The sequence below is a fragment of the Streptomyces sp. MMG1533 genome, assembly GCF_001279775.1.
Taxonomy (GTDB): domain Bacteria; phylum Actinomycetota; class Actinomycetes; order Streptomycetales; family Streptomycetaceae; genus Streptomyces.
On record NZ_LGDG01000233.1, the window covers coordinates 44577 to 69706 of the forward strand.

20 protein-coding genes and 2 pseudogenes are annotated in these 25130 nt (G+C 70.7%); 14 read left to right on the forward strand and 8 right to left on the reverse strand.

The window, feature by feature from the left end; translation table 11 throughout:
• The first annotated feature begins 42 nt into the window (after positions 1-42).
• Positions 43-801: a TylF/MycF/NovP-related O-methyltransferase gene (locus ADK57_RS29575; RefSeq protein ID WP_053752669.1), complete on the forward strand. Its 759-nt coding sequence runs from the start codon at positions 43-45 to the stop codon at positions 799-801.
• An 88-nt stretch (positions 802-889) separates the two neighbouring features.
• Here the strand turns inward: ADK57_RS29575 and ADK57_RS29580 are convergent, their stop codons facing one another.
• Positions 890-2386, reverse strand: a complete 1497-nt coding sequence (locus ADK57_RS29580) for an oligosaccharide flippase family protein (protein ID WP_053752670.1) — start codon at positions 2384-2386, stop codon at positions 890-892.
• An 8-nt stretch (positions 2387-2394) separates the two neighbouring features.
• Entirely contained in the window at positions 2395-3399 is a 1005-nt protein-coding gene (locus ADK57_RS29585) for a hypothetical protein (protein ID WP_053752671.1), read from the reverse strand.
• 54 nt (positions 3400-3453) lie between these two features.
• Between ADK57_RS29585 and ADK57_RS29590 the strand changes: the two genes are divergently transcribed.
• The 5 genes from ADK57_RS29590 (at position 3454) to ADK57_RS29610 (ending at position 8379) form a co-directional block, all read left to right on the forward strand.
• Positions 3454-4299, forward strand: a complete 846-nt coding sequence (locus ADK57_RS29590; protein ID WP_159050170.1) for a hypothetical protein — start codon at positions 3454-3456, stop codon at positions 4297-4299.
• A gap of 322 nt (positions 4300-4621) precedes the next feature.
• Positions 4622-5686 (forward strand): glycosyltransferase, encoded by a 1065-nt coding sequence (locus ADK57_RS29595; RefSeq protein WP_053752673.1) that lies wholly within the window; start codon positions 4622-4624, stop codon positions 5684-5686.
• On the forward strand, positions 5683-6747 hold the full coding sequence (locus ADK57_RS29600) for a glycosyltransferase family 2 protein (protein WP_053752674.1): 1065 nt from the start codon (positions 5683-5685) through the stop codon (positions 6745-6747). The genes ADK57_RS29595 and ADK57_RS29600 overlap by 4 nt, the downstream gene beginning before the upstream one ends.
• On the forward strand, positions 6734-7408 hold the full coding sequence (locus tag ADK57_RS29605; RefSeq protein WP_053752675.1) for a sugar transferase: 675 nt from the start codon (positions 6734-6736) through the stop codon (positions 7406-7408). The genes ADK57_RS29600 and ADK57_RS29605 overlap by 14 nt, the downstream gene beginning before the upstream one ends.
• Positions 7408-8379, forward strand: coding sequence for an NAD-dependent epimerase/dehydratase family protein (locus ADK57_RS29610; RefSeq protein ID WP_053752676.1), 972 nt, complete (start codon positions 7408-7410; stop codon positions 8377-8379). Before ADK57_RS29605 ends, ADK57_RS29610 begins: the two co-directional genes overlap by 1 nt.
• An 18-nt stretch (positions 8380-8397) precedes the next feature.
• Here ADK57_RS29610 and ADK57_RS29615 read toward each other — a convergent pair whose 3' ends face one another.
• The gene (locus tag ADK57_RS29615; protein WP_063786032.1) at positions 8398-9369 is read right to left on the reverse strand and encodes a class I SAM-dependent methyltransferase; all 972 of its coding nucleotides are present in this window, start codon (positions 9367-9369) and stop codon (positions 8398-8400) included.
• Between the two features lie 124 nt (positions 9370-9493).
• On the opposite strand from ADK57_RS29615, the gene ADK57_RS29620 reads away from it, so the two are divergent.
• The 3 genes from ADK57_RS29620 to ADK57_RS29630 all read left to right on the forward strand — a co-directional run bounded on the left by ADK57_RS29620 (position 9494) and on the right by ADK57_RS29630 (position 14289).
• Positions 9494-10777 (forward strand): glycosyltransferase, encoded by a 1284-nt coding sequence (locus ADK57_RS29620; protein WP_053752678.1) that lies wholly within the window; start codon positions 9494-9496, stop codon positions 10775-10777.
• 56 nt (positions 10778-10833) lie between these two features.
• Positions 10834-12159 carry a UDP-glucose dehydrogenase family protein gene (locus ADK57_RS29625; protein WP_053752679.1) on the forward strand — a complete coding sequence of 442 codons (1326 nt, stop codon included), beginning with the start codon at positions 10834-10836 and terminating at the stop codon, positions 12157-12159.
• A 303-nt stretch (positions 12160-12462) separates the two neighbouring features.
• Positions 12463-14289 (forward strand): glycoside hydrolase family 15 protein, encoded by a 1827-nt coding sequence (locus ADK57_RS29630; RefSeq protein WP_053752692.1) that lies wholly within the window; start codon positions 12463-12465, stop codon positions 14287-14289.
• A gap of 28 nt (positions 14290-14317) precedes the next feature.
• On the opposite strand, the gene ADK57_RS29635 is transcribed toward ADK57_RS29630, so the two are convergent.
• Together ADK57_RS29635 and galE are read right to left on the reverse strand one after the other, a co-directional pair.
• Positions 14318-17512, reverse strand: a complete 3195-nt coding sequence (locus ADK57_RS29635) for a putative bifunctional diguanylate cyclase/phosphodiesterase (RefSeq protein ID WP_078973413.1) — start codon at positions 17510-17512, stop codon at positions 14318-14320.
• A gap of 136 nt (positions 17513-17648) precedes the next feature.
• A complete protein-coding gene (gene galE / locus ADK57_RS29640; RefSeq protein ID WP_053752680.1) occupies positions 17649-18707 on the reverse strand; it encodes a UDP-glucose 4-epimerase GalE in 1059 nt (352 codons plus the stop codon).
• Between the two features lie 162 nt (positions 18708-18869).
• Between galE and ADK57_RS51485 the strand changes: the two are divergent.
• Together ADK57_RS51485 and ADK57_RS29645 are read left to right on the forward strand one after the other, a co-directional pair.
• Positions 18870-18980: pseudogene (locus ADK57_RS51485) on the forward strand (GDP-mannose pyrophosphatase); the annotation flags it as partial.
• A gap of 125 nt (positions 18981-19105) precedes the next feature.
• Entirely contained in the window at positions 19106-20089 is a 984-nt protein-coding gene (locus tag ADK57_RS29645) for an aldo/keto reductase (protein ID WP_053752681.1), read from the forward strand.
• 95 nt (positions 20090-20184) lie between these two features.
• On the opposite strand, the gene ADK57_RS29650 is transcribed toward ADK57_RS29645, so the two are convergent.
• From ADK57_RS29650 to iolC, 3 genes and pseudogenes are all read right to left on the reverse strand, one after another.
• Positions 20185-20970 (reverse strand): GntR family transcriptional regulator, encoded by a 786-nt coding sequence (locus tag ADK57_RS29650; protein WP_053752682.1) that lies wholly within the window; start codon positions 20968-20970, stop codon positions 20185-20187.
• Between the two features lie 33 nt (positions 20971-21003).
• Positions 21004-21258 (reverse strand): annotated as a pseudogene (locus ADK57_RS29655) (3D-(3,5/4)-trihydroxycyclohexane-1,2-dione acylhydrolase (decyclizing)); the annotation flags it as partial.
• Positions 21259-21508: 250 nt separating this feature from the next.
• Positions 21509-22501: a 5-dehydro-2-deoxygluconokinase gene (gene iolC / locus ADK57_RS29660; protein WP_053752684.1), complete on the reverse strand. Its 993-nt coding sequence runs from the start codon at positions 22499-22501 to the stop codon at positions 21509-21511.
• A gap of 285 nt (positions 22502-22786) precedes the next feature.
• Between iolC and ADK57_RS29665 the strand changes: the two genes are divergently transcribed.
• The 3 genes from ADK57_RS29665 to ADK57_RS29675 form a co-directional block, all read left to right on the forward strand.
• Complete coding sequence (locus ADK57_RS29665; protein ID WP_053752685.1) at positions 22787-23806, forward strand: sugar ABC transporter substrate-binding protein; 1020 nt, start codon at positions 22787-22789, stop codon at positions 23804-23806.
• Positions 23806-24882, forward strand: coding sequence for an ABC transporter permease (locus ADK57_RS29670; protein WP_053752686.1), 1077 nt, complete (start codon positions 23806-23808; stop codon positions 24880-24882). The genes ADK57_RS29665 and ADK57_RS29670 overlap by 1 nt, the downstream gene beginning before the upstream one ends.
• A gap of 5 nt (positions 24883-24887) precedes the next feature.
• A partial coding sequence (locus ADK57_RS29675) for an ATP-binding cassette domain-containing protein (protein ID WP_159050171.1) occupies positions 24888-25130 on the forward strand: 243 nt, incomplete at its 3' end.

Genomic DNA, 25130 nt, shown 5'->3' on the forward strand with positions numbered 1-25130 from the left:
ACCGGCGTTCCCGTCACCCCGCCGCGCATAACGTCTGACGTCATGTCATGGAAAAGAAGGGCCAACGCGGCACTGCGGCGACGCACGGGCTTCGAGGTCCGGCGGGTGTCCCGGTCCGCCGCGCCCGACTACCCCGCCGACTACGACGAAGAGGCGAAAGCGGTGATCACGGCCGTCCGGCCGTACACCATGACGCCTCCCGAGCGGGTCAACGCGCTCATTCTGGCGACCCGGTACGTCGTGCGCCACCGCATCCCGGGCGCGGTGGTGGAGTGCGGGGTCTGGCGGGGCGGCAGCATGCACGCCGTGGCGCACACCCTTCTCTCGCTCGGCGCCGCCGACCGCGACCTGTACCTGTTCGACACCTTCGAGGGCATGCCGCCGCCCACCGAGTACGACCGCAGACACGACGGGGAGCCGGCCGCCCGCCTGCTCGCGGACTCGGACCGGGACAGTCTGATCCGGGCCGTGGCGGGCCTCGAAGACGTCAAGTCGGCCTTCGCGCCGATCCCGTACTCGAAGGAGCGGATCCACTATGTGCAGGGCCTGGTCGAGGAGACCGTGCCCGAGCGCGCGCCCGAGCAGATCGCGATCCTGCGCCTGGACACGGACTGGTACACCTCCACCCGGCACGAACTGGAGCACCTGTATCCGCGCCTGGCTTCCGGCGGCGTCCTGCTCATCGACGACTACGGCACCTGGCAGGGGTCACGCAGGGCGGTGGACGAGTTCCTGGAACGGACCGGGGAACGGCTGCTGTTGCTGCGGATGGACGAGGGGCGGGTCGCGGTCAAGCCGTGAAGCTCCCGGGCGCCCGCAGTGATACGGCACACCGAACTCGGCGTCGGGCGCCCCGCTTCGTGCAACGCCTCGGGGGCTCCGCCGCCGCTCACTGCTCCCCCTCCCGCCGGGGGCGCGACAGTGCGGCACGTACCGAGCCCGCGGCGAAACCGTACGTCTGCCGCACCAGCCGCCGGTTCGCCACGGTCATGCCGACCGCGAAGAGCACGGCGGAACAGCCGCCGCCGGCGATGCCCGACCACAAGGTGCCGCCGCCGCGTGCGGCCACCGCCCAGCCGAGGGCGGACGAGCCCACCCCGATGAGGACGGGGGCGAGAAGCGGGCGGAACAGGCTGACCGGGAGCCGGCGGGTGGTCGCCCGGCCGAGCACCGTGGCCTCGACGACCGCGGACGCGAACCAGCCCAGGCCGACGGAAGCCACGCCGAGCGGTGCGAGCAGCGGCAGGGTGACGGCGAACCAGGTCACGGCCTGTAGGAGGCTCGCCCGCAGCACGGCCTGCACGTCGCCGATCGCGTAGAGGTATCCCTGGGTGGCCACCGAGACCGCCCCGCCGACAGCCAGCCCCAGACACGCCCCGGGGACGACCATGGCGGCGTCCCGCCATTGGGTGCCGAAGAGACCGGGCACCAGCCCCGGAGCGGAGCCGGCGAGCGTGGTCAGGACGAAGCCCATGCCCACCGAGGTGATGTCGACGGCCTCTTGGACCAGTCGCCTCGTGTGTGTCTCGTCGGCGGACAGCCGGGACATCGTGGGGAACGAGACCCGCCACAACGACTGGAGAATCAGGTACGGCATCTCCATCAGCCGTTTGGCGAGAGCCCACAGGCCGAGCTGCGTGACCCCGCCGACTGCGGCGATGCACAGATTGAGCGTCTGGTCGCGCAGCAGCCAGGTCGCGTTGACTGCCTGGAACCGCAGGCCGAATCCGATGAGCGGCTTGATGAGACCGAACGCCGGCAGTGGCCGCACCAGGCCGGCGGGACATACGAACGCCATCACCACCGCCCCGGTCAGGGCACGGACCACGGTCGCAGTGGCGAGCCCCCACACGCCGAATCCGGCCACCACGGTGCCGATGGCCCATCCCTGGAAGCACAGCACCTGGGACATCTCCACCGCCACGAGCCGGCGGTAGAGCAGGGCCCGCTCCAGCAGGATGCGGCCCGGGAACTGGAGGGCGACGAACGGCATGGAGGCGACCATGACGGCGGTCACCCAGCCGACCCGGCCGAGCGGGACCGCCACCGCCGCGGCGATCGCCGTCATCGCCAGCGTCCCGCCGAGCTGGAGCGCGCTCAAGGCGCCGAGTTCGTCGGCGCTCGGGGGCTCCTTGCGCCGGATGAGCCCGGCGCCGAGGCCGCCGTCGGAGACCAGCCCGGCGAACAGCACGAACGACATGCCGATGGCGACCAAGCCGAAGTCGTGGGGGTCCAGCAGCCGGGCTACGACCACGTTCCCGGCGAACCCCAGCAGGAGGATCACCAGGCCGCGGGTGCTGACGACGAAGACGCCCGCTTTGGCGCGCCGCTTCAGCTCACTGTCCGAGAGGTCCTCGTCCTCACCGTGTGTCTGCCCGGCATTCATGCCGGGCTTCAGTGGGCGGCTTGCCGTGAACGCCAACGGGCCAGCCGCGTCCTGATGCCGAACCGGCCGAGCTGGCGGCGGCCGTGGTCGTGGACGAAGGTCACCGCGTCGGCCCGGCGTCGGTCGAGGGCGGCGGCCGGCCCCTCGCGCAGCCGGAGCGGCAAGGTCCGCGGGTCCAGTCGGAGGGCGACGTCGGGCGCCAGCAGCAGCCGCGTCATGAGCGTGGAGTAGAGGGTGTCCCGGGTCGCTTTGAGCCACGGTTTGGCCAGCACGTGATGGAGCAGGAACGGCTCGGTTCCGTCGGCGTAACGGCAGGTCAGACGCTGTTGGTCCGCCAGTGTCAGCCCCGGGAACGGCGGATGGGGAGCCAACCGGTGGTCCATGACGACCAGTTCGCCGGGCTCGAACCGGGCGGCGAGCACCGCGTTGAGCACGTCCTGGTCGGCGAAGTAGAAGGGGTCGTCCAGGGTGGCCTTGCCGTATCTGCTGTGCGCGATGCCGATGGTCCGCTGGCCCTTGGTCCACGGTGGCAGCAGCCGGTCGGTCAGGGCGTGTGGGAAGGCGACGAATCCCGCGTTCAGATAGGGCTGGCGGTGCAGGGGGCCGAGGCCGAGGGTGGTCTCCCACTCGGGGTGGAAGCGATCGCTGTTGGGCAGGCAGTCGACGAACGCCACGATCTGCCCTCGCCGCACCGTCTCGGTGATCTCCGTCAGCGGCCGGGTGACGATGATGTCCGAGTCGATGAGGACCATCACGTCCGCCGGGCGCTGCTGGGGACCGTAGGGGGCGAGGAACACCGCGGGCATGTCGGGTGACGGCGGTTCCACGAGGGTGACGTGGCCCGCGAGCAGGTCCCGCTGCTCGGGTGACAGGCCGATGTCCACGACGATCAGGGGTTCGTCGTGGCCCGTCAGCCGCAGCGAGTTGAGCAGCGCCACCAGCCCCGGGAAGAACCGCCGGTCGGCGACTGTGTAGAACGCGGTGCCCGGTAGTGACGCAGGGGAGTCAGCCATGATCCTATTCTAGGGCGATATGCACGTACTGTCCTGTATGCCTAGGATTGCATCGTGCCTATCGAACGGGTCGTCGCGTACCGCTTTCATCGCGACCCCCTGGTAAGCCGGGCCCGTGTCAGACTCCTCCGCCGGCTCAACCCCGGTGTGCCCGTGCACGGAATCTTCGGCGGCGCGGGCGGTATGCGCGGCGCCTCCTTCCAACTGGCCGGCAGGCGGGCACTCGGGCTCGACTCCCTGTACACCTCCCGTCGCAGCGGCCACTGGAACTGGAAGAACGGCGACCTGGTGCTGCTGGACTGGTACCGCGAGGCCGGCCACCGGCTGTCCTTCGACGTCCTCCATCTCGTCGAGTGGGACCTGCTGCTGGCGGAGCCTTTGGAGCGGCTCTACGCGACGGTGCCCGCGGACGCCGTCGGCCTCACCGCCCTGACGCCGCTGAGTGTCATCGGTGAGGACTGGCGCTGGCTCGCCGGGCGGGACGAGGCGCGGGAGTGGCACGAACTCCTGGCCTACGCCCGCACCGGCTTCGGCTATGACGGGACCCCGTACGGCTGCCTGGGCATCGGACCCTGCTTCCCCCGGGCCTTCCTGCACGACTACGCCGCCGCCGACCCGCCGGACCTCGGCAACGACGAGCTCCGCTATCCGCTGTTCGCGCAGCTCCTGGGGCATCCGGTGGCCGAGACCGGATTCCGGCGCGCCTGGCACTCCCCGGACGAGGACCGGTACTTCAACGCTGTGGGGGCGGGCGTCGACCCGGACACGGTCGCCGCCGAACTGGCGAAGCCGGACGGCCGCCGCGCCTTCCACCCGGCCCGCGCGCCCATGCGCGGACTGCGGCCCCCGGCGCCGGGCCCGTGGGATGCCGTGCGGCGGCCGGGGAACGGCCGTAGCTGACGGGACGCCGGCCCCGTTCCCTGACCGTCCCGGAGAAGTGCTGGCCGACGCGCTTCGGCACCACGACACGCACACCCCGGACATGCCCGCCAACGGGCGGTCTCGGCGCGGTGATTCAACCAGTACCAGTGCGGTCGCCATTGCGGCGAACGGCATTCACGATGCCGGTGGCGTGGGAGTCGGGCTGAATCACGGGATCAAGACCCCCGTCACCGGATCCGACAGCTCCTCCCGCCCGTGCGGTTGTCCCTCACCCGCCGATGTGTCTAAAATGTACGTATACGTCGTAAATTTACGGTCGCATCCCTGGGGGTGAGGATCTGTGGATCACAGCTCGGACTTCTTCGCGGTCACCCCTTACGGCCGGGGAGCAGGAAGCTCCCGCGTCCGCGTCTTCGAGTGGCTGGACCGCATCGGCACGGACTTCACCGTCGGCAGCTACCTGTCGTTGCCCGACGCCTCCGCCTCCCGGCTCGTGCGTCACCCGGTATCCCTGACCCGGGCGGAACTGCGGCTGAGGGCCATCGGGAGCGCCCGGCCCCGCAGGCTGCTGCTGCATCGGGAAGCCTCGCCGCTCAGCCGTGGCTGGTGGGAGCGACGGCTGCTGAGAAGCGCGGAGTTCGCCGTGTACGACTTCGACGACGCCCTGCAGTGGGACCGCGGCGAGGGCGGACTCGCCCGCAGGCTGGCCCCCAAGGCGGGCAAGGCGCGGGTGGCCGTCCACCACGCGGACCGGGTGATCGCGGGTAACGCCGTCCTGGCGGACTGGGCCTCCCGGTTCCAGCGGGACGTGGTGGTGATTCCGAGCTGCGTGGCTCTGGAGGACTACGAGGGCAAGACCTCGTACGCGCTGCACGACCCGCCGCGCCTCGGCTGGATCGGCTCGCCCCACAACGAGGCGTGCCTGGAGCTGATCGCCGTCGCGCTCACCGAGGTCCACCGGCGGACCGGTGCGCGGCTGACGCTCGTCGGCACGACCACGCCGTCCCTCGGAGTCCTGGAGTCCTTCATCGACCGGATCGCATGGAGTCCGGACAGCCAGCGGACAGCGCTGGCCGCCATGGACATCGGACTCATGCCGCTCCCGGCGACCTCCTACAGCCTCGGCAAGTGCGGTTACAAACTGCTCCAGTACGCCGCGGCGGGACTGCCCGCCGTGGCCACCCCGCTGGGCGTCAACGCCGACCTGCTGTCCGAGTTCGGCATGCCCGCGGCACAGACCCAGGACGACTGGACGACCGCGATACTCGGCCTGATCGCTTCCTCGGCAGCCACCCGGGGACGGCTCGGAGCGGGCGCCCGGGAGATCACCGGCCAAAAGTACTCGTACGACGCATGGCTGCCCCGGTGGTCGGCGGCCCTGGAACTCGGGACGGTGTCCCGATGACGCCGGGAGCGCGGACCGTCCCGGCCGCCGACATCGTGATCGTGAACTGGAACGCCGGCCGGCATCTGGGGGAGTGCCTGCGCTCGATCGTCCGGGCCGACCGGTCGCGCCTGCGGGTGGCACGGATCGTCGTCGTCGACAACGCCTCCACCGACGGCTCCCTCCACGGTCTGACCACATCCGGCATCCCGCTCGACGTGGTGCGCAATTCCGGAAACCGTGGCTTCGGCGCGGCCTGCAATCAGGGCGCTGCCCGGGGCGACAGCGACTTCGTGCTCTTCCTCAACCCGGACACGGAGCTGTATCCGGACACTCTGCGCGCCGTCGGTGACTTCCTCGGCACCCGGGCCGCGGAGGGCGTCGGCATCTGCGGCGGGCGCATGGTGGACGAGCGAGGAGAGCCGGCGATCTCCTGCTCACGCTTCCCCAGCCTGCGCATCTTCTTCGGCAAGATGACAGGTCTCGACCGGTTGGCGCCGGCGATCTTCCCACCGCACCACCTGCTGCCCGAGGAAACCACCGCGTCGGGCCCCGTCGACCAGGTCATCGGCGCCTTCTTCCTGCTGCGCCGCTCGCTCTTCGAGGAGCTGGGCGGCTTCGACGAGCGCTACTTCCTCTACTTCGAGGAGACGGATCTCGCGCTGCGGGCCCGACGGCGAAACCGGCGCTCGTACTACCTCTACGAGGCCCGCGTCCATCACATCGGCCAGGTGAGCTCCGCCCAGCTGGGCGGCAGGCGGCTGCGCTACTCCCTGTGCAGCCGCAGTCTGTACGCGTTCCGGCACTGGCCCCGGCCCCATGCCTGGCTGCTGATGGCCCTGACCCTGACGGTCGAACTGACGGCCAGGGTCGGCAGGGCCCTGCTCCGCAGAAGCCTGTCCGAATGCCGGGCGACCCTCAGCGGATACGGGGGATATCTGAGCTGGCTCTGCATGATCGCCACCCATGCGTTCGAACGCAGGTTTCTCGAGGCGACGACAGCATCCCCCGGTCCGGCCGCACCTGCCGTATCCGCCCGGACGACCGACTCGACCAAGGACCCCCTCCATGCACACCGTTGACCGTGTTCCCCCACAGGCCCTGCCGGCCCTGAGCGTCGTACGGCTCACCCCGGCGCGCCGGATTCTGGACATCGCCGTCGTCCTGCCTCTGTTGCTGGTGCTCGCCCCGCTGCTGATGCTGCTGGCCCTGCTGGTCGCGGCCACGTGCGGCATACCGGTGCTGTTCCGGCAGCGGCGGATCGGCGCCGGCGGGCGTGAGTTCACGCTGTACAAGTTCCGCAGCATGCGGACGGGCAGCACGGGCCCCGGCGTCACCGGCGGCTCGGACGCGAGGGTGACGCAGATCGGACGGATCCTGCGTCGACTCAGCCTGGACGAGCTGCCGCAGCTGTGGAACGTGCTGCGCGGCGACATGACCCTGGTCGGGCCCCGCCCCGAGGTCCCGGACCTCGCCCGCCGCTACCCACCTGAACACCGGTGGGTGTTCCGGCACCGTCCCGGGCTCACGGGCCCCTGCCAACTCCGGTCGCGCGCGTACGCCGCGCAGCTCGACGGCCGCACCGACCCGGAGGAGTACTACCTGACGGTGCTCGTGCCCCAACGCACCGCGCTGGACGCGGAGTTCCTCAGCCGGGCCACGGCGTGGAACGTCGTACGGTTCGTCGGCCGGACGGCCCTGTACACGCTGTCCGCCCTGTGGGACCGAGGGGGCGGGTCGTGATGCGTGCCGTGGTGACCGGTGCGGCCGGATTCATCGGCTCGCACCTGTGCGAGCACCTGATGTCCTGCGGGGACGAGGTCGTGGGCATCGACGCCATGACGGACTTCTACGAGCCCTGGCGCAAGCGGCAGAACCTTGGCCGGCTGCTGGACCGGGACGGGTTCACGTTCCGGCAGGGCGATCTGCTGGACCTCCGCCTGGAACCCCTGTTCGCCGATGCCGACGCCGTCTACCACCTCGCGGGCCAGCCCGGCGTCCGCGGTTCCTGGGGTGCTGAATTCACCGTCTACCTCGAACGCAACGTCCTGGTCACCCAGCGCGTGCTCGAGGTGGCGCGGGACACCGGACTGCACCGGCTGGTCTTCGCGTCCAGCTCGTCGGTCTACGGGGACGCGGAGGCGTATCCGACTCCGGAAGCGGTGTGTCCCCGGCCCGTTTCCCCGTACGGCGTCACCAAACTGGCCGCGGAGCAGTTGTGCGAGACCTATCGCACCGCCTTCGGCGTCCCGGCCGCCTCGCTGCGGCTGTTCAGTGTGTACGGCCCCCGGCAGCGGCCCGACATGGCTTTCTCGCGGCTGGTCGCGGCGGCCTGCACGCAGCGGCCCTTCCCGCTGTACGGGGACGGCGGGCAGAGCCGGGACTTCACCTACGTCGGCGACGTGGTGACCGCCATGCGCGAGGCCGCGCTCTCCTCGTGGAACGGTGTCGCCAACCTCGGTGGAGGCAGCGAGGTGACGATGAATCAGGCCATCGCGCTGCTCGGGCAGTTGGCTGCCCCGGTGAACGTGGTACGGGGGCCTGCGCGGCCCGGCGACGCCAGGCGTACCTCGGCCGACATCACCGTGGCGCGGGACGCCTTCGGTTTCCGGCCCGTCACCGACATCCGTACGGGACTCGCTGCGATGGTGCGGGCCGAGCGGGCGTCCCGTCCAACCAGGCCCGAAGGCCATTCGGTCGCGGGACGACGGTGACATCGCGTCGTTCCGCCGTCAGGTGGAGACCTGCGCCCCGTGGTAGTACGCGACGATCTCCTGAGCCGTCAGCTGCCGTTCGCTCCTGCGCCCCAGGAAGAACAGGGCCGAAGCGTCGTCCGTCGCGTAGTCCGGCGCGACGAGGCGGTCGACGGAGCGCATCCAGAACAGCAGCCCCCGCACCGCGCGGCCCGCGAGCGGGGAGCGGGTCAGCCCGCGGACCAGGTGGTCGATGCTCCACAGCAGTTGGGTGCCCGGACCCGCGACGGGGCCCGCGGCGAGCTCCTCGAACCACCGGAAGAGATAGCGGTGGCCACTGGCGGTGTAGCGCGTGAAGTCGTGGGCGCCGGCGTGCACCTGCTGCAGGAACGGGGTCTCCGCGTAGACGAGTCCGTCGGGCTTCAGGACCCGGTGGATCTCGGCGACGACCAGATCCGGATCGAGTACGTGCTCCAGCACGGCCTGGACCAGCACCGCGTCGACGCTCGCCGACGGAAGCGGAATCTGATGGGCATCCGCGATGAACTGGGTGACCGGGCTGCCGACGATGTCGAATCCGATCACCTGAACGCGCGGGTCGCGGTAGATCGCGTCCACACCGTTGCCGACCGTGGCCCCGCCGACGACGAGCAGTGTCGGAGCGGGGCCGACAAGACTTCGCAGCAGCAGGTCGATGTTCCGGGCCGCGACACGGTTGGGCGGCTTGAGGATGCGGCGGAGCGGGGCGGGAAGGGTGTCGGCGCCCCCGACGGGCCGTGGCCCCGCGGCGTCCGTACGGTCGGCCGTCGCCACCACGTCCTCGCGGTCCACGACGCTGCGCTCGAAGTCGACGAGGACCGGCCACCGCCGGGCCATCGGGAAGGCCATGGGCTCGTGGCAAGGGCAGGCGGGGGCGCTGCAGTTGAATCCGTCGGGCTTTGCCACCAGGGCGGACCGGCAGCGCGGACACACCAAGAGCTGCTCGATCCATTTCGATTCGGCCAGGGCCATGTGCGCTCCATCCCGGGGCGTTGGTCGTACGCCTATCTTGCGACAGATTGACCAGAGATGCCCGAAGAGGGATGATGGTGTACGTTTACATTGTAAATATACGAACTCCATGTGGTGGTGATCCATGATGCGGAGCAGGACATTCGTCCCCGGCGCGGGGCACCAGGGCGGCACGGCCGTCGGCTGGCCCGCGTCGCTCCCGCAAGTGGGGCCGCCGACGGCGCTGCCGGCGCCGCCGACCCTGCCCCGTATCAAGATCCTGCACGTCATCACCAGGTTCGAGGCGGGAGCCGGCGGCAACACGCTGCTGTCGGCGGCGGGCATGGACCCGGAGCGGTACGAGGTCTGGATCGCCGGAGTGCCGGGCGGCGACCTCTGGGACCGGGCCCGCGCCGACGGGGTCCGCACGGTCGAGGTACGCGGGTTCCGGCACACACTGACGCCCGCCGACCTGCTGGTGCTGGTGCGGCTGGTGCGGCTGGTGCGGCGCGAACGGTTCACCGTCGTGCACACACACTCGGGCAAGGGCGGCTTCCTGGGGCGGCTCGCCGCACGGCTGTGCCGCACACCGGTGGTGGTGCACACCTTCCACGGCCTCAGCTTCCATCCGTACCAGTCCCGCACCAGGCGCACGCTCTACCGCTGCCTGGAACGGGCGACGCGCCGCTTCACCCACCGGTTCCTCGCCGTCGCCCCGCGCGTGGCGCAGCAGGCCGTCGAGGAGCGTCTCGCCCCGCCCGGCCTCATCCAGGTGGTGCCCTCTGCGGTGGCTCTGGGGCACATTCCCGAGAGGTTCGACCCCCTTGCCCGGCGCGTGCTCGGCACGCCCCGCGGTACGGCCCTCATCGGCACTGTCGGCCGGATCGACACCCAGAAGGCCCCCCTGGACTTCATCCGTATGGCGGCTGCGATCCGTGCCGAGCACCCCGGCACCGCCTTCGCCATGATCGGCGACGGACCGCTGGAAGACGAGGTCCGGCGGCTCGCCGCGCAGCTGGACGTCGAGGTCACCTTCACCGGCCACCGGCAGGACGCCGCCTGGCTGGTCGCCGGCCTGGACGTCTTCGTGATCACTTCGCTGTACGAGGGTCTCGGCCGGGCCCTCACCGAGGCGCTGGCCGCCGGGCGTCCGGTGGTGGCGACGGCCGTGAACGGCGTGCCCGACCTGGTGGAGCACGGCGCCACGGGTCTGCTCGTGGCACCGGCCGACCCGGAGGGCGCGGCGCGAGCGGTCTGCTGGCTGCTCGACCACCCGCGGGAGGCCGCCGAGCTGGGCCGGCAGGGCAGGCGCCGGGTACGCGCGGGCTTCGCACCGCAGGCCATGTGCGCGGCTGTGGACGCCTGCTACCGCGACCTGCTGGGCCTTCCGCAACAGACCCAGGCACCTGTAACGCCCCCAAGCCCCTGAACCGGAGTGCGCCGCCGGAGAACACCTTCGTCCGCGCCCCGACCACGGAGATCGACATGCGCCTCACAGTCATCGGCACCGGATACGTCGGAGCGGTCCACGCCGCCTGCATGGCGGACATCGGCCACGAGGTCCTCGGCGTCGACGTCGACGCCGAGCGGATCGCCGCGCTCGCCACCGGCCGACCCCCGTTCTTCGAACCGGGACTGTCCGCAATGCTCAAGGGGGCGGTCGAGGCGGGGCGGCTGCGCTTCACCACCTCGCCGGCCGAGGCCGCCCGGTTCGCCGACACGCACTTCGTCTGCGTCGGCACCCCGCAGGATCCTCGCTCGGGCGCCGCCGATCTGCGCTACGTCGAGGCAGTCGTGGACGGCTTGGCGTTCCATCTGCGCGACAGCGAGTACGAGCGGGTCCTGGTCGTCGGCACTTCGACGGTGCCGGTCGGCACGGCGGACCGGCTGACCGACCGGCTGCACGCGGCTGCTCCGGATGCCGAGATCGCCTGGAATCCGGAATTCCTGCGTGAGGGCTGCGCGGTCCAGGACACCCTCCGGCCGGAGCGCATCGTGGCGGGCTTCCGCTCGGAGCATGCCGAGGCCCGGCTGAGGGAGGTCTACGCGCCCCTGCTGGCCGCCGGCACACCGTTCATCCGCACCGACCTGGCCACCGCCGAACTGGTCAAGCTGGCATCCAATTCCTTCCTCGCCACCAAGATCTCCTTCATCAACGCCATGGCCGAGATCTGCGACGCCACCGGCGCCGACGTCCTCACCCTGGCCGAGGCGATGGGCGCCGACTCCCGCATCGGCCCCCGCTTCCTGGCCCCCGGCCTCGGCTTCGGCGGCAGCTGCCTGCCCAAGGACATCCGGGCCTTCGTGGCCCGCGCCGAGGAACTCGGCCGGGGCGAGTCGGTGGCCTTCCTCCGCCAGGTCGACGAGATCAACACGCGGCAGCGCAGCCGCACCGTCGACCTCGCGCAGGAACTCGTCGGCGGGAGCTTCGCGGACCGCAGCGTCGCGGTCCTGGGGGCCGCCTTCAAACCCTGCAGCGACGACGTGCGGGACTCGCCGGCGCTCGCGGTGGCGGACGCCGTCCGGCGCCGGGGAGCACAGGTCCGCGTCCACGACCCCGAAGCGGTCGACAACGCCCGGGCCGCCTATCCCGCGCTGCAGTTCGCCCTGGACGTGGCCAAGGCGTGCGAGCAGGCCGATGTCGTCCTGCACCTCACCGAATGGCCTCAGTACCGCGAGCTCGACCCCGCCGCGCTCGCCGCGGTGGTGCGTACCCCCGCCATCGTCGACGCGCGCAACACCCTCGATCCCGTGGCCTGGCGCTCGGCGGGCTGGACACTGCGCGCGCCGGGCCGCCCGCGGCTCGGCTGAACGGCAGGAGAAACCCATGCGTGTCGTAGCATCCGGCGGAAGCGGCTTCCTCGGGTCGCACCTGTGCGAAGCGCTCCTGAGCCGGGGCGACAGCGTCCGCTGCCTACCTGACGAGCGACCTGGCGCCGGTCGGGGTCTGCCTCGTCACCCCCGTCGTGCACGAGGCCGTACAGCCGTCTCAGCGCGGCGAGCCGGAGTTCACCGATGCCCTTCCGTGGCTGCTCGACCAGGGGCGCGACGAGTGCGTCGTGGCCACGCGGCTCACGGAGATCGCCCGCTGGTGTGCAGTCGGAGACATCGATCATGAGCGCACACATCGAGGACTACGCTCTCCTCAGCGACCTGGAAACCGCCGCCATGGTCGGCCGGAACGGTTCCATCGACTGGCTGTGTCTGCCCCGTTTCGACTCGCCGGCCTGCCTGGCCGCGCTGCTGGGTACGGAGGACAACGGCTTCTGGCGGGTCGCCCCGGTTGCCGCACCCGCTACCTGCACCCGCCGCGCCTACCGGCCCGACACGCTGGTCCTGGACACCTGGTGGGAGACCGCGGAGGGAGCGGTCAAGGTCACCGACTTCATGCCGCCCCGCGCCCAACTGCCGTGCATCGTCCGCGTCATCGAGGGCCTGTCGGGTGCCGTGCCCGTACGCAGCGAACTGCGCCTGCGCTTCCACCAGGGCCGCGTGGTGCCCTGGGTCAGGGTCACCGACGACTGCACGGTCGCGGTCGCCGGGCCGGACTCCGTGTGGCTGGGTGCGGACGGCCCCGTGCGCGCCCTCGGCAAGGACGGCTCCACGGTCCTCGACTTCACCGTCACGCCGGGCCGGCGGCTCGCCCTCACCCTGGTGTGGGCGCCCTCGCACCGCCCCGCGCCGACCGCATCGGTGTCCGTCCCGGCGGAGTCGATGCTCAAGGAGACCGACGACTTCTGGCGGCGTTGGGCGGGCCAGTGCCGCTACCAGGGGCCGTGGCGGGACGCCGTGGTGCGCTCGCTGATCACCCTGAAGGCGCTCACCTTCGCGCCCACCGGCGGCATCGTCGCCGCCCCGACCACATCGCTGCCCGGGTGCATCGGCGGCGAACGCAACTGGGACTACCGGTACTGCTGGCTGCGCGACTCCACCCTCACCCTGTCCTGCCTGCTGCGCAGCGGCTACCGGGACGAGGCGGCGGCCTGGCTGGACTGGCTGGTGCGGGCCATCGCCGGTGACCCGGCCGACCTGCAGACCGTGTACGGGCTCGGCGGACAGCGGCTGCTGCCGGAGACGGAGGCGCCCTGGCTGCACGGCTACGAGGGTTCGCAGCCGGTACGGTTCGGGAACTCCGCCGTCGGCCAGTTCCAGCTGGACGTGTACGGCGAGGTCCTGGACACGCTGTACTTGTCCCTGCGGGCGAACATCCCCATGCCCGCCCATGTGTGGGACCTGGTCGGAGAGATGATGGGCTTCCTGCAGCGGCACTGGCGGGAACCCGACCAGGGCCTGTGGCAGGTGCGGGGACCGCGGCGGCAGTTCGTCCACTCCAAGGTCATGGTGTGGGTGGCCGCCGATCGTGCCCTGCGCATGGGGGAACTGCTGGGCCGCAACGGATCCTCGGCCGAGTGGCGGGCCATGCGCGACGAGGCGCACCGGCAGGTCCTCCGTCAGGGCTGGGACGCGGAGCAGCGGTCCTTCGTGCAGTCCTATGGTTCCGCCGACCTGGACGCCTCGGCCCTGCTGATGCCCCGGCTCGGCTTCCTGCCCGCCGGGGACCCGAGGGTGCTGTGCACCGTCCGCGAGATGCAGCGGCTGGACCACGGAGGGTTCCTGTGGCGGTACGCGCCGGGCGGTGACGGCGCGCACGGGGTGGACGGCATGCACGGCCACGAGGGCGCGTTCGTGGCGTGCTCCCTGTGGTACGCCGACGCCCTCGCCGCGACCGGGCATGCCGAACAGGCCCGCGAGGCCTTCGAGCGGGTGCTCGCCGTCCGCAACGACGTCGGACTGCTGTCGGAGCAGTGGGACCCGGACGCCGGACGCCAGATGGGCAACGCACCGCAGGCGTTCAGCCACATCGCCCTGGCGGAGACGGCGTTCGCCCTGTCGGCAGCATCCCGGAGCCCCCGTGGCCGGGAAGCCTCGGGTCGGCGGTGACCCGGATCGACGCGATCACCGGGTGGGATCACGCCCGGCGCTGCTCGTGGCCGGACTCCGACGAGTCCGCGGGTCGCCGTGGTGCTGCCGCGCCGGACGGAGGATCGTCGTCGGGGCGGTGCAGGATGACCCCGCTCTCCTCCAGGTTCATCGGCGGGGCGAACAGGTATCCCTGCCCGAACCGGCAGCCGATGGAGGCGAGCAGCTCGCGCTGTGCCTCTTCCTCGATGCCCTCGGCGATCACCTGCAGGCCGAGCGTGTCGGCCAGGTGGACGATGCCCTCGACGAGTGCGACCTGCTTGGGGTCCTCCGGGACGTCGTCGATGAACGTCTTGTCGATCTTGAGCACGTCGATGGGGAATTCCCGCAGATAGCGCAGCGAGGAGAACCCTGTGCCGAAGTCGTCGACCGCGATGCGAACCCCGAGGTCCTTCAGCGTCCGAAGGAGTGCGTCGATGTGGTCGTCCCGCCGTACGAGCACCGACTCGGTCAGCTCCAGCTGCAGTGAGCCCGGGTGGAGGCCGGCGGTGTCGAGGGACCTGCGCACCTCGTTGAGGAAGCCCGTGTCCCACCATTGGCGGGCGGACACGTTGACGCTGACGTACGGCGGCGGTTCGGGCCGTGGGGTCCGGTTCTGCAGTCGGGCGATGTCGGCCACGGCGTTCCGTAGTACCCAGGCGCCCAACGGCGTGATCTGCCCGGTCTCCTCGGCGAGCGGGATGAACTGGAGCGGTGGGACCGTCCCGCGTCGGGTGTGCGGCCAGCGGGCCAGCGCCTCGAAGCCGACGACCTCGCCCACGGTGATGTCCACCACCGGCTGGTAGAGCAGGCTGAACTCCTCGTCGGCGATCGCCCGGTCCAGGCGCGCCCGCAGGTCGTGGCGCTCCGCCATGTTCTCGCGCAGATCCGGCCGGAAGCGGCGCCACTGGTGCTTCCCCGCGCTCTTGGCCGAGTACAGGGCCAGATCGGCGAGGGCCAGCAGCTCTTCGGGGTCCGCGCTGTCCCACGCGGTGGCCAGGCCCACGCTGGCGGAGACGTTCACCGACTCGTCGGACAACCGGAAGGGCCGGTTGAGGCTCTGGATCACCTGTGCGGCCAGAAGTTCGGCATCGACGGGCTGTTTCGCGCCCTCCATCAGCACCGCGAACTCGTCACCACCCAGACGCGCCGCGGTGTCGGTGCGGCGCAGCGTCCTCGACAGACGCTCTCCCACCGCGGCGAGGAGCTGGTCGCCGACCGAATGGCCCAGCGTGTCGTTGACGATCTTGAAGTCGTCCAGGTCGATGAAGAGCAGACAGGCGAGAGTCGACTCCCGGCGGCCGCGCAGCAGGGCGCGCTCGGTCCGCTCCAGCAGGAGTGTCCGGTTGGGCAGACCGGTCAGTGAGTCGTGGAAGGCCCGCTGGGTGAGTTCGTGCTCCAGCTGACGCTGCTCGGTCACGTCCCGGAGGGTGATCACCAGTCCGCCGACGGTCCTGTCCTGCCGCAGGTCACGGCACCGCACCTCCACTTCGATGTGGTTGCCGTCCTTGAGCACCCACCAGTAGTCGTGGGCCTCCTCCTGCGTGATGCCACGCAGGACCGTCAGCGTCCGGTGCACCCGGTCGTGATCCCGCGGATCCACCAGTTCCTGCAGTTGCGTACCCGTGAGTGCGGCGTTGCCGAAGACGGCTTCGGCGGACGGACTGGCGTAACGCACGGTCGTGTCGTCGTCGAGGATGAGGATGACGTCCGAGGTGTTGTGCACCAGAGTGCGGAAGTAGGCCTCGCTCTCCTTCCGGGAGATCTCCCGCCGGAGCGCCACGTGTTCCGCGGCCAGCCCCGCCTGCGAGGCCAGGCTCTGCAGCGTGCCGCGTATCTCGGTGAGCTGCCGCTGGGGTCCCGCGGCCAGCAGTACACGCGGGAGTTCGCCGCCGGTCGGGCGGTCGGGCTGGACCATGGGGCACACCAGGGCGGTCGGCAGGTCGCCGAGCCGGCCGGCGATGTCCGGCCCGAGCTCCGGGACGGCGACGATGAGGGTGCCGGAGAGCGCGGTGGCGGTTGCTTCGCGCCGCGGGCTGCCATCCGTGCCTGCGCCTGCGCCTGCGCCTGCGCCTGCGCCGGGCCGGCCGAAGGGTGACTGCGACAGGAGCGCGTACAGCCGCTGGGCCTGTTGGGCCGGCAGCAGGAGGGTCGCGTGCCGGACCTTCGGCCCGAACAGTGCCGTGACCGCCGTGGCGCACGACCGTTCGATCTCCTGCGCATCTTCGGCCGCGACGAGTGAGGCGGTCGCCATGCGCAGTGTCAGTTCACGGGCCATGGATTTGCGGTGTTCCACGATCATGCCCGCGAGACGAAGGATCACGAGCACGAACAGCAGACCGGAGAAGGCGGCCGGCGCCGTCACGTCGTCGACTGTGCCCGACCGCTCCTCGAAGAGCAGGACCGCAGGCGCGATCAGCGTGGCTGCGGCCAGCAGCGGGAGCCGGTGCCAGGGCGGGAGGGGGGACAGCGGCCGGGGGTCCGGCTCGGTCAGCTCCGTCATGGAGGGATGCAGCCCGGCCAGTCCCCAGGCCGTGTAGAAGACGATCCAGCCGGAGTCCAGTACCGTGCCGGCCTCCCATGCCCCGTCGAGCCGCAGGATCCCGCGGGCGATGTCGAAACCGAGCAGTGCGACGGTGCCCAGGACGAGCAGCTGTACGGCACGTTCGCGGCCGGCGACCCGACCGGGGGCGAGCAGCCGGACCAGCATCGCCAGCACCAGGACGTCGCCCAGCGGGTAGGCGATGCTGATCGCGCGCTGCCCCCAGGTCAGGCCCTCCAGCACGGTGAGTGGCTGCACCAGGTGGACCCAGACCGGGAGGGCCAGCCCGGCCGTGATGATCATCGTGTCCAGCAGGCTGGGCAGGTCGCGGTCCACGCAGCGGTACCGGACGAAGCCGAACAGTCCCGCCGCGAGGAGGGGGTACATGGCGAGATGGCACGCGTCCGCCGGCGAGGGGAACGGATCGGAGGCGTGGAAATACTGCTCCTGCACGTTGTAGTAGGTGTCGCCCGCGGCAAAGGCCAGCAGCCCGGCGGCGAGCAGCAGCCAGGGCCATCGGTGGGCGGGCCGGTTGACATGGACGCCGGTGAGGAGAGCCGCGGCGCCCCCCAGACCGATGAGGGCCCACAGCGGCGTGCGCAAGTCGGGAACGGTCAGGTAGAGACAGGTGCCGCCTGCGGCCAGCGTGATGTGGACAACCATGAGCCGTTGGGTCAGCAGCACCGGCAAAGCGCCTCCCCGAGCCGGAGGAGGCCGGGCCACGAATTATGCGCCGACCTGGGCTTCTGTACCGATCGTAGGCATGGGAGGCCTCCGGCTGCATCTTGGCACCGGCCGGTCAGCGCTCCATCGCCCTGGGCCGCCGGGGAGATCCGGCGTAGCCGTGGGGATTGAGCTGCTGGAACCGCCAGGCGTCCCGGCACATGTCGTCGAGGTCCCGGATGGGGCGCCAGCCCCAGGCACGTGCCACGGCGCTGGCGTCGGCGACGAGCTCGGCCACGTCGCCGGGGCGGCGCGGCGCGAGCTCGTAGGGAATGTCGCTGCCGCAGGTCCGGGAAAACGCGGCGACGACGTCGAGGACCGAACGGCCATGGCCGAGACCGAGGTTGTACACGTGCATGCCCGGAGCGTCGGCGAGGTGGTCCAGCGCGATGCGGTGGGCCTCGACGGTGTCCATGACGTGGATGAAGTCACGGATCGCGGTCCCGTCGGGCGTGGGGTAGTCGCCTCCGTACACGTGCAGCCGTTCCCGTCGGCCGACGGCCACCTGCGCCAGGTACGGCATCAGGTTCTCGGGGGTGCCCCGCGGGTCCTCGCCGAGCAGTCCGCTGGGGTGGGCGCCGACCGGGTTGAAGTACCGCAGGCACTGCACGGTGTACTCGGGACGCCATCGGCAGACGTCGGCGAGGAGCTGCTCGCAGGCCCACTTCGAGGCGGCGTAGGGACTGGTCGGCCGGGCGGGGGTGGATTCGTCGAGCGGTCCGGGGCCGGCCTCGCCGTAGACGGAGCAGGACGAGGAGAACACGAGCCGGTGCACACCGTGCTCGTGCATGGTCCGCAGCAGGGCCGTCGTGCCGCCGACGTTGGTGTCGTAGTACTCGACGGGCATCCGCGTCGATCCGCTCACGGACTTGAGCGCGGCGAAGTGGATGACCGCGTCCACCGTGTGCCGGTCGAAGACGGCCGACAGAGCTTGCTGGTCACGGATGTCCAGCTCGTAGACGGCGCCGACGAAGCGTCCGGCGATCCGCTCCACACGGGCGAAGACCTGCGGCGAACTGTTCGAGTAGTCGTCGACCACGATCAACTCGTAGCCGTGATCCAGTAGCTCCACACAGGTATGGCTGCCGATGAAACCGGCCCCGCCGGTGACGAGGACGGTCGACGGTGCGCTCATGATCGGCTCCCGTCTGTGCCGGCCGAGGTCGCGGAATCCGCCCTGGCGCGGACTCGGGCGGCGTACGTTTACGACGTATATGTACGACTGTGCGCCCATTGTTCTCGGGAGTCAAGGGTGGCGGTCGCCGTGCCGGGGTGACCCGGAGGGCGGAAGCGAGGCTTCTGCGCCGCCGCCTGCGGCCCCTCGACCCGCACCCACGAAGGGGGCGGCCCGGAGGAGGAGGGCGAGGACATCGAGATCCTCGAACTGCCCTTCCACAGGGCCCTGGAGGGCCCGTTCGCCCGCTGAGCGACGGAACGCCCGAAGTCACCGCGTACTCCCTTGACTTGGAGTGCGCTTCAAGATGAAGACTCCTCGGCGAGCCGGAAAGACCGGCCGGATGGGGAGGAAGCAGCATGAAGTACCGCACCATCGGGACGGACCCGGCCACCCGCCGCGAGGTGAGCGTGCTCGCGCTCGGCGCGATGCTGTTCGGCTCGCGCACGGACGAGGAGACCTCCTTCGCCGTGCTCGACCGCTACGTCGAGGCCGGCGGGAACTTCATCGACACGTCCGACAACTACGCCTTCTGGATCGACGGCGGCCAGGGCGGACAGAGCGAGGAGCTGCTCGGCCGCTGGCGGCGCAGCCGCGGCATCGGCGACGAGATCGTCATCGCCACCAAGCTCGGCGCCCGTCCCCTCGCCCCCGGCACGAGCTACGTCGACAACGCGGAGGGCCTGTCGGCGAAGGTGATCCGCGAGTCGGCCGAACGCAGCCGCGAGCGCCTCGGCGTCGAGAAGCTGGACCTGCTCTACGCCCACATCGAGGACCACACCGTCCCCTTGGCGGAGACGGTCGAAGGCTTCGCCTCACTGGTCGCGGAGGGCACGGTCGGCCTGCTCGGCGTCAGCAACCACGCGATCTGGCGGGTGGAACGGGCCCGGGCGATCGCGGCGGCGGCCGGGCTGCCGGGCTACGAGGTCCTCCAGTACCAGCACAGCCACCTGCGGGCCCGGACAGACGTGCCCGGCGACCTCTTCCCCGACGGCAGCCTCGGTCACGCGGGTGCCGATCTGCTCGGCTACCTGCGCGCCGAACCCGGCCTGACCCTGGTCGCCTACTCGCCGCTGCTGAAGGGCGCCTACGTACGCCCGGACGTGCTGCCCCAGGACTACGACCACCCGGGCACCCCGCCCCGCCTCGAGGCACTGCGCGAGATCGCCCGGGAGACCGGCGCGACCGTCAACCAGGTGGTCCTCGCCTGGCAGCTGGGCGGCGAACTGCCGGTCATCCCCCTCGTCGGGGCGTCGTCGGTGGGACAGCTGGAGGAGAACCTGGCGGCGGTGGACCTGGAACTGTCGGCGGAGCAGCGGACGCGGCTGGACGCGGCCCACTGAACGCGCCGGTCGTACGTGGCCGCGGAGCTCTCCGGACGGAGCCGAAGGAGGGCCGATCGTGACCACTGGCCCACCGGGTGTTCCGTCCGCGAGCCTCAGGGTCTGACCAGCAGCTGGAAGTCGAACGCGTACCGGGAGGCGCGGTAGATGTGCGTCCCGTACTCGACCGGCCGCCCCGTGTCGTCGTAGGCCGTGCGCTGCATGGTCAGCAGTGCGGCGCCCTCCGGCTCGTCGAGCAGGGCGGCTTCCTCGGAGGTGGCGGAGCGGGCGCCGATGGTCTGGCGGGCGCTGTGCAGGGTGATGCCCGCGGTGCGCATCATCCGGTACAGGCCGGTCGACTCGAGCCTCGGGGTGTCGAGGTCGAGGAGTCCGGCGGGGAGGTAGTTGCACAGGAAGGCCACGGGCTGGCCGTGCGTGGAGCGCAGCCGCTCCAGGAGCGTGACCTGGCTGCCCTCCGCGATGCCGAGGGCGGCCGCGACGTCGGCGGACGCGGGGACGTCCTCGTTGCGCACGACCCGGGTGGCCGGTCCCTGGCCGGCCGCCTCCAGGTCGTCGTACAGGCTGCTGAGTTCGAGCGGGCGCTTGACCTGGCTGTGCACCACCTGCGTGCCGACCCCGCGCCGCCGTACCAGCAGTCCCTTGTCGACCAGGGACTGAATGGCCTGGCGGACCGTCGGGCGGGACAGCCCGAGGCGTACGGACAGGTCGATCTCGTTGCCCAGCAGATTGCCCGGGGCGAGCACGCCGTGCTCGATCGCCGCCTCCAGTTGCTGGGCGAGCTGGTAGTACAGCGGCACCGGGCTGCCCCGGTCCAGGGCGAAGTCCAGAGAGCTGAGCGCGGGGGTGGTCGCGGCACGTGGGTCGCCGCCGGTCTTCGCCATGGGGTACCTCCCTCGGAGGGTCGGGAGCGGGGGTCAGAGGTGGTGGCGGCGGGCGGTGACCTGGCGGTCGTACTCCTGCCGCGCCCGTACGGCCGCCTCGCGGGACGCCACCGCCGCCACCGGCACGTCCCACCAGGCCTCGGCCGGGGGAGCGGTCGGCGTCGGGTCGGTCTCGACGTACACACAGGTCGGCCGGTCCGAGGCGCGGGCCGTCGCCAGTGCCTCGCGCAGCTCCCGTACGGTCTTGGCGCGCAGGACGTCCATGCCGAGCCCGGCCGCGTTCGCCGAGCGCCTGGCCGATGCCCGCCACGTTGCCGTGGCCGAAGATGCCCCAGGTGCCGGCGATCAGCCGGTGCCGTACGCCGTCCCGCTCGGTGTACTGGACGGACAGGAACCGCACCAGCGCCTGGGCGACGGTCAGGCGGACGCTCGTGGGGTGGCTCATCGGGGACCTCGCTGGGAGGGGGCGGTGGACAGCGGACTCGTCGCGGCAGTCGCCGGACGGCCGCTGTCGCCGATGCTCAACACAGGCTCCGTCTCAGGCAGTCGTACTCGGTTCCGAAGCCCTCGCGAGCAGGTTCTCGACCTCGGCCCCGGTCGGCATCGCCAAGGAGCAGGCGAGGCGGGAGGCGACGTGGGCACCGGCCGCGTTGGCGTACCGCAGGGTCCGCTCCAACTCCCAGCCGGACAGCAGCCCGTGGCACAGTGCACCGCCGAACGCGTCGCCCGCGCCGAGGCCGTTGACCACCTCGACCGGGACGGGTGGAACCTCGGCCGTCGTGCCGTCGCGGTGCATGGCGAGCACGCCCTTCGGCCCCTGCTTCACCACGGCCAGCTCCACGCCCGCCGCCAGCAACGCCTCCGCGCACGCCTGCGGTTCGCGCACTCCCGTGGCGATCTCGCACTCGTCGAGGTTGCCGACGGCGACGGTCGCGTGCCGCAGGGCCTCGGCGTAGTACGGGCGCGCCTCTTCCGGGTCCGTCCAGGCTGTGTCGCTCCAGAGCGCCGGCCGCCAGTCGAGGTCGAACACCGTCGTACCAGCCTTGTCACGGGACTTGAGGGCCGCGAGCGTCGCCGACCGGCTCGGTTCCTCGCTGAGCCCCGTGCCGGTGATCCAGAAGATCCGGGCCGCGCGGATCGCGAAGTAGTCCAACTCGTCGGTGTGGACGGCCAGATCGGGAGCGCTCGGCCGACGGTAGAAGTACAGCGGGAAGTCGTCCGGCGGGAAGAGTTCGCAGAACGTCACCGGCGTCGGAAGGCCGTCGACCGGTGTCACCCAGCGGTCGTCGACCCCGAACTCGCGCAGCTGCTGGTGGAGATAGACTCCGAACGGATCGGCGCCGGTGCGGGTGATCACCGCTGTGGTGCGCCCGAGCCGGGCTGCCGCGACCGCCACGTTCGCGGCCGAACCGCCGAGGAACTTCCCGAAGGTCTCCACACGTGCCAGAGGCACGCCGGACTGGAGGGGGTAGAGATCCACTCCGATTCGGCCCATAGTGATCAGGTCGAAGGATGTGGCTGATCCGGCCATGTGCGACCTCCTCGAGCTGCGCGGGGGGAGACGGTTCCCGAAGGACCCGCCGCCCCAGGTGTAGGCCGCGGAGGGCGACACTGTCAATGGTTTGTACTTACATTCGGACCTGCTTGTGAAATGATGTCTTAACAAAGTATTGACACCGGACGTGCCAGAGGATTGGATCCCGTCCCAGCGCACAAGCCGCGTTCTCGCGGCGCACGGCCCGGATCTTCCGAGGTCCCGGGCCCCCTGAAACCCCGTGAATGCCTTTCCCCCGTAGCGCAGTGAGGTGCAGGAAAGATGGACCGCATTTCTGGCTTCCGCTCCCGCAGATTCGCCCCGGTCGTGGCAGTCGCCGCGGCTGCGGCCCTGACCCTCGCAGGCTGCTCCAGCAGCTCCGGCGGCAAGAAGGCCGAGGAGAGCGAGGCCGGCGCCTCCGCGGGCAAGGCCAGCACCCCCCGGATGACGGTCGCGCTGGTGACCCACCAGTCGCCCGGCGACACCTTCTGGGACATCGTCCGCAAGGGCGCCGAGGCCGCGGCCGCCAAGGACAACATCAAGCTGGTCTACTCCGCCGACCCGAACGCGGGCAACCAGGCCAACCTGGTGCAGAACGCGATAGACCAGAAGGTCGACGGCATAGCCATCACGCTCGCCAAGCCGGACGCCCTGAAGGACGTCGTGGGCAAGGCGAAGTCCGCGAACATACCCGTGGTCGGCCTCAACTCCGGTGTGAGCGAGTGGAAGAAGCTCGGCCTGATGGAGTTCTTCGGCCAGGACGAGACCGTCGCGGGCGAGGCGCTCGGCAAGCGGCTGAACGCGGCCGGCGCCAAGAACGCCGTCTGTGTCGTCCAGGAGCAGGGCAACATCGGCCTCACCCAGCGCTGCGCCGGCGTGGAGAAGACCTTCTCCGGCAAGCTGCAGACGCTGTTCGTCAACGGCACCGACATGCCGTCCGTGAAGTCGACGATCACCGCCAAGCTCAAGCAGGACAGCTCCATCGACTACCTCGTCACCCTCGGCGCCCCCTTCGCGCTGACCGCGACGCAGTCGGTGTCCGAGTCGGGCAGCAAGGCGAAGGTCGCCACGTTCGACCTCAACAAGCAGCTGACCGGCGCCATCGACAAGGGCACGATCGAGTTCGCCGTGGACCAGCAGCCCTACCTCCAGGGCTACCTGGCGATCGACTCCCTGTGGCTCTACAAGAACAACGGCAACTACATGGGCGGCGGTGAGCAGCCGGTACTGACCGGGCCGGCCTTCGTCGACAAGACCAACGTCGACGCCGTGGCCTCGTTCGCCGCGAAGGGCACCAGGTGATGAGCATGACCCAGCATGCCGAGCCGGCGGTGACCACACCGCCGGCCTCCGGCCCGAAGCAGACCGACGGCCGGACCTCTCAACGCCCCCTGGCACTCCGACTGTTGGCCCGGCCCGAGGTCGGCGTCTTTCTCGGCGCGGCCGCGGTGTACGTGTTCTTCCTGATCGCTGCACCGCCGGTGCGTGACGGCAGCTCGATGGCCACGATCCTGTACCAGGCCTCGACCATCGGCATCATGACCCTCCCGGTCGCCCTGCTGATGATCGGCGGCGAGTTCGACCTGTCGTCCGGCGTCGCGGTGCTCACCTCCGCACTGACCGCGAGCATGCTCACCTACCAGCTCACCGTCAACGTGTGGATGGGCGTGGTCGTCGCGCTGATCGTGTCGCTCGCGGTCGGCTTCTTCAACGGCTGGATGGTCGTGAAGACCGGGCTGCCGAGCTTCCTGGTCACGCTGGGCACCTTCCTGATCCTTCAGGGCGCCAACCTGGCGGTGACCAAGCTGGTCACCACCAACGTGGCCACCGACGACATCAGCGACATGGACGGCTTCGACCAGGCGAAGAAGATCTTCGCCTCGTCCTTCGACATCGGCGGCGTCCAGGTCAAGATCACGATCTTCTACTGGCTGGTCTTCGCGGCCATCGCGACCTGGGTGCTGCTGCGCACCAAGTACGGCAACTGGATCTTCGCGGTCGGCGGCAACAAGGAGTCCGCGCGGGCCGTCGGTGTCCCGGTGACCTTCACGAAGATCTCCCTGTTCATGCTGGTCGGCCTCGGCGCCTGGTTCGTCGGCATGCACCAGCTGTTCACCTTCAACACCGTCCAGTCCGGCGAGGGCGTCGGCCAGGAGCTCATCTACATCGCCGCGGCGGTGATCGGCGGCTGCCTGCTGACCGGCGGCTACGGCTCGGCTATCGGCCCGGTCTTCGGTGCCTTCATGTTCGGCATGGTGAACCAGGGCATCGTCTTCGCCGGCTGGAACCCCGACTGGTTCAAGGCCTTCCTCGGCGTGATGCTGCTCGGCGCCGTCCTGATCAATCTGTGGGTCCGCCAGTCGGCGACCCGGAGGTGACCCCCATGACAACCAACGGAACCGGCACCCACGGCGCAGTCCTCGCCGACACCGCCCCCGACAAGGACGCGCCGATCGTCGAACTGCGCGGTGCGGGCAAGTCCTACGGCAACATCCGCGCCCTGCACGGCGTCGGCCTCCAGGTCCATCCGGGCCAGGTCACCTGTGTGCTGGGCGACAACGGCGCCGGCAAGTCCACCCTCATCAAGATCGTCTCCGGGCTGCACCAGCACACCGAGGGCGACTTC

What these genes read in the sequence shown, in the direction of transcription:
- ADK57_RS29585 (WP_053752671.1), bottom strand. Translation starts at nt 3,399, where the DNA reads ATGGCTGACTCCCCTGCGTCACTACCGGGCACCGCGTTCTACACAGTC.
- ADK57_RS29610 (WP_053752676.1), top strand. Translation starts at nt 7,408, where the DNA reads ATGCGTGCCGTGGTGACCGGTGCGGCCGGATTCATCGGCTCGCACCTG.
- ADK57_RS29630 (WP_053752692.1), top strand. Translation starts at nt 12,463, where the DNA reads ATGAGCGCACACATCGAGGACTACGCTCTCCTCAGCGACCTGGAAACC.
- ADK57_RS29580 (WP_053752670.1), bottom strand. Translation starts at nt 2,386, where the DNA reads ATGAATGCCGGGCAGACACACGGTGAGGACGAGGACCTCTCGGACAGT.
- ADK57_RS29605 (WP_053752675.1), top strand. Translation starts at nt 6,734, where the DNA reads ATGCACACCGTTGACCGTGTTCCCCCACAGGCCCTGCCGGCCCTGAGC.
- ADK57_RS29650 (WP_053752682.1), bottom strand. Translation starts at nt 20,970, where the DNA reads ATGGCGAAGACCGGCGGCGACCCACGTGCCGCGACCACCCCCGCGCTC.
- ADK57_RS29620 (WP_053752678.1), top strand. Translation starts at nt 9,494, where the DNA reads ATGATGCGGAGCAGGACATTCGTCCCCGGCGCGGGGCACCAGGGCGGC.
- galE (WP_053752680.1), bottom strand. Translation starts at nt 18,707, where the DNA reads ATGAGCGCACCGTCGACCGTCCTCGTCACCGGCGGGGCCGGTTTCATC.
- ADK57_RS29635 (WP_078973413.1), bottom strand. Translation starts at nt 17,512, where the DNA reads ATGGTTGTCCACATCACGCTGGCCGCAGGCGGCACCTGTCTCTACCTG.
- ADK57_RS29575 (WP_053752669.1), top strand. Translation starts at nt 43, where the DNA reads ATGTCATGGAAAAGAAGGGCCAACGCGGCACTGCGGCGACGCACGGGC.
- ADK57_RS29665 (WP_053752685.1), top strand. Translation starts at nt 22,787, where the DNA reads ATGGACCGCATTTCTGGCTTCCGCTCCCGCAGATTCGCCCCGGTCGTG.
- ADK57_RS29625 (WP_053752679.1), top strand. Translation starts at nt 10,834, where the DNA reads ATGCGCCTCACAGTCATCGGCACCGGATACGTCGGAGCGGTCCACGCC.
- iolC (WP_053752684.1), bottom strand. Translation starts at nt 22,501, where the DNA reads ATGGCCGGATCAGCCACATCCTTCGACCTGATCACTATGGGCCGAATC.
- ADK57_RS29600 (WP_053752674.1), top strand. Translation starts at nt 5,683, where the DNA reads ATGACGCCGGGAGCGCGGACCGTCCCGGCCGCCGACATCGTGATCGTG.
- ADK57_RS29615 (WP_063786032.1), bottom strand. Translation starts at nt 9,369, where the DNA reads ATGGCCCTGGCCGAATCGAAATGGATCGAGCAGCTCTTGGTGTGTCCG.
- ADK57_RS29645 (WP_053752681.1), top strand. Translation starts at nt 19,106, where the DNA reads ATGAAGTACCGCACCATCGGGACGGACCCGGCCACCCGCCGCGAGGTG.
- ADK57_RS29670 (WP_053752686.1), top strand. Translation starts at nt 23,806, where the DNA reads ATGAGCATGACCCAGCATGCCGAGCCGGCGGTGACCACACCGCCGGCC.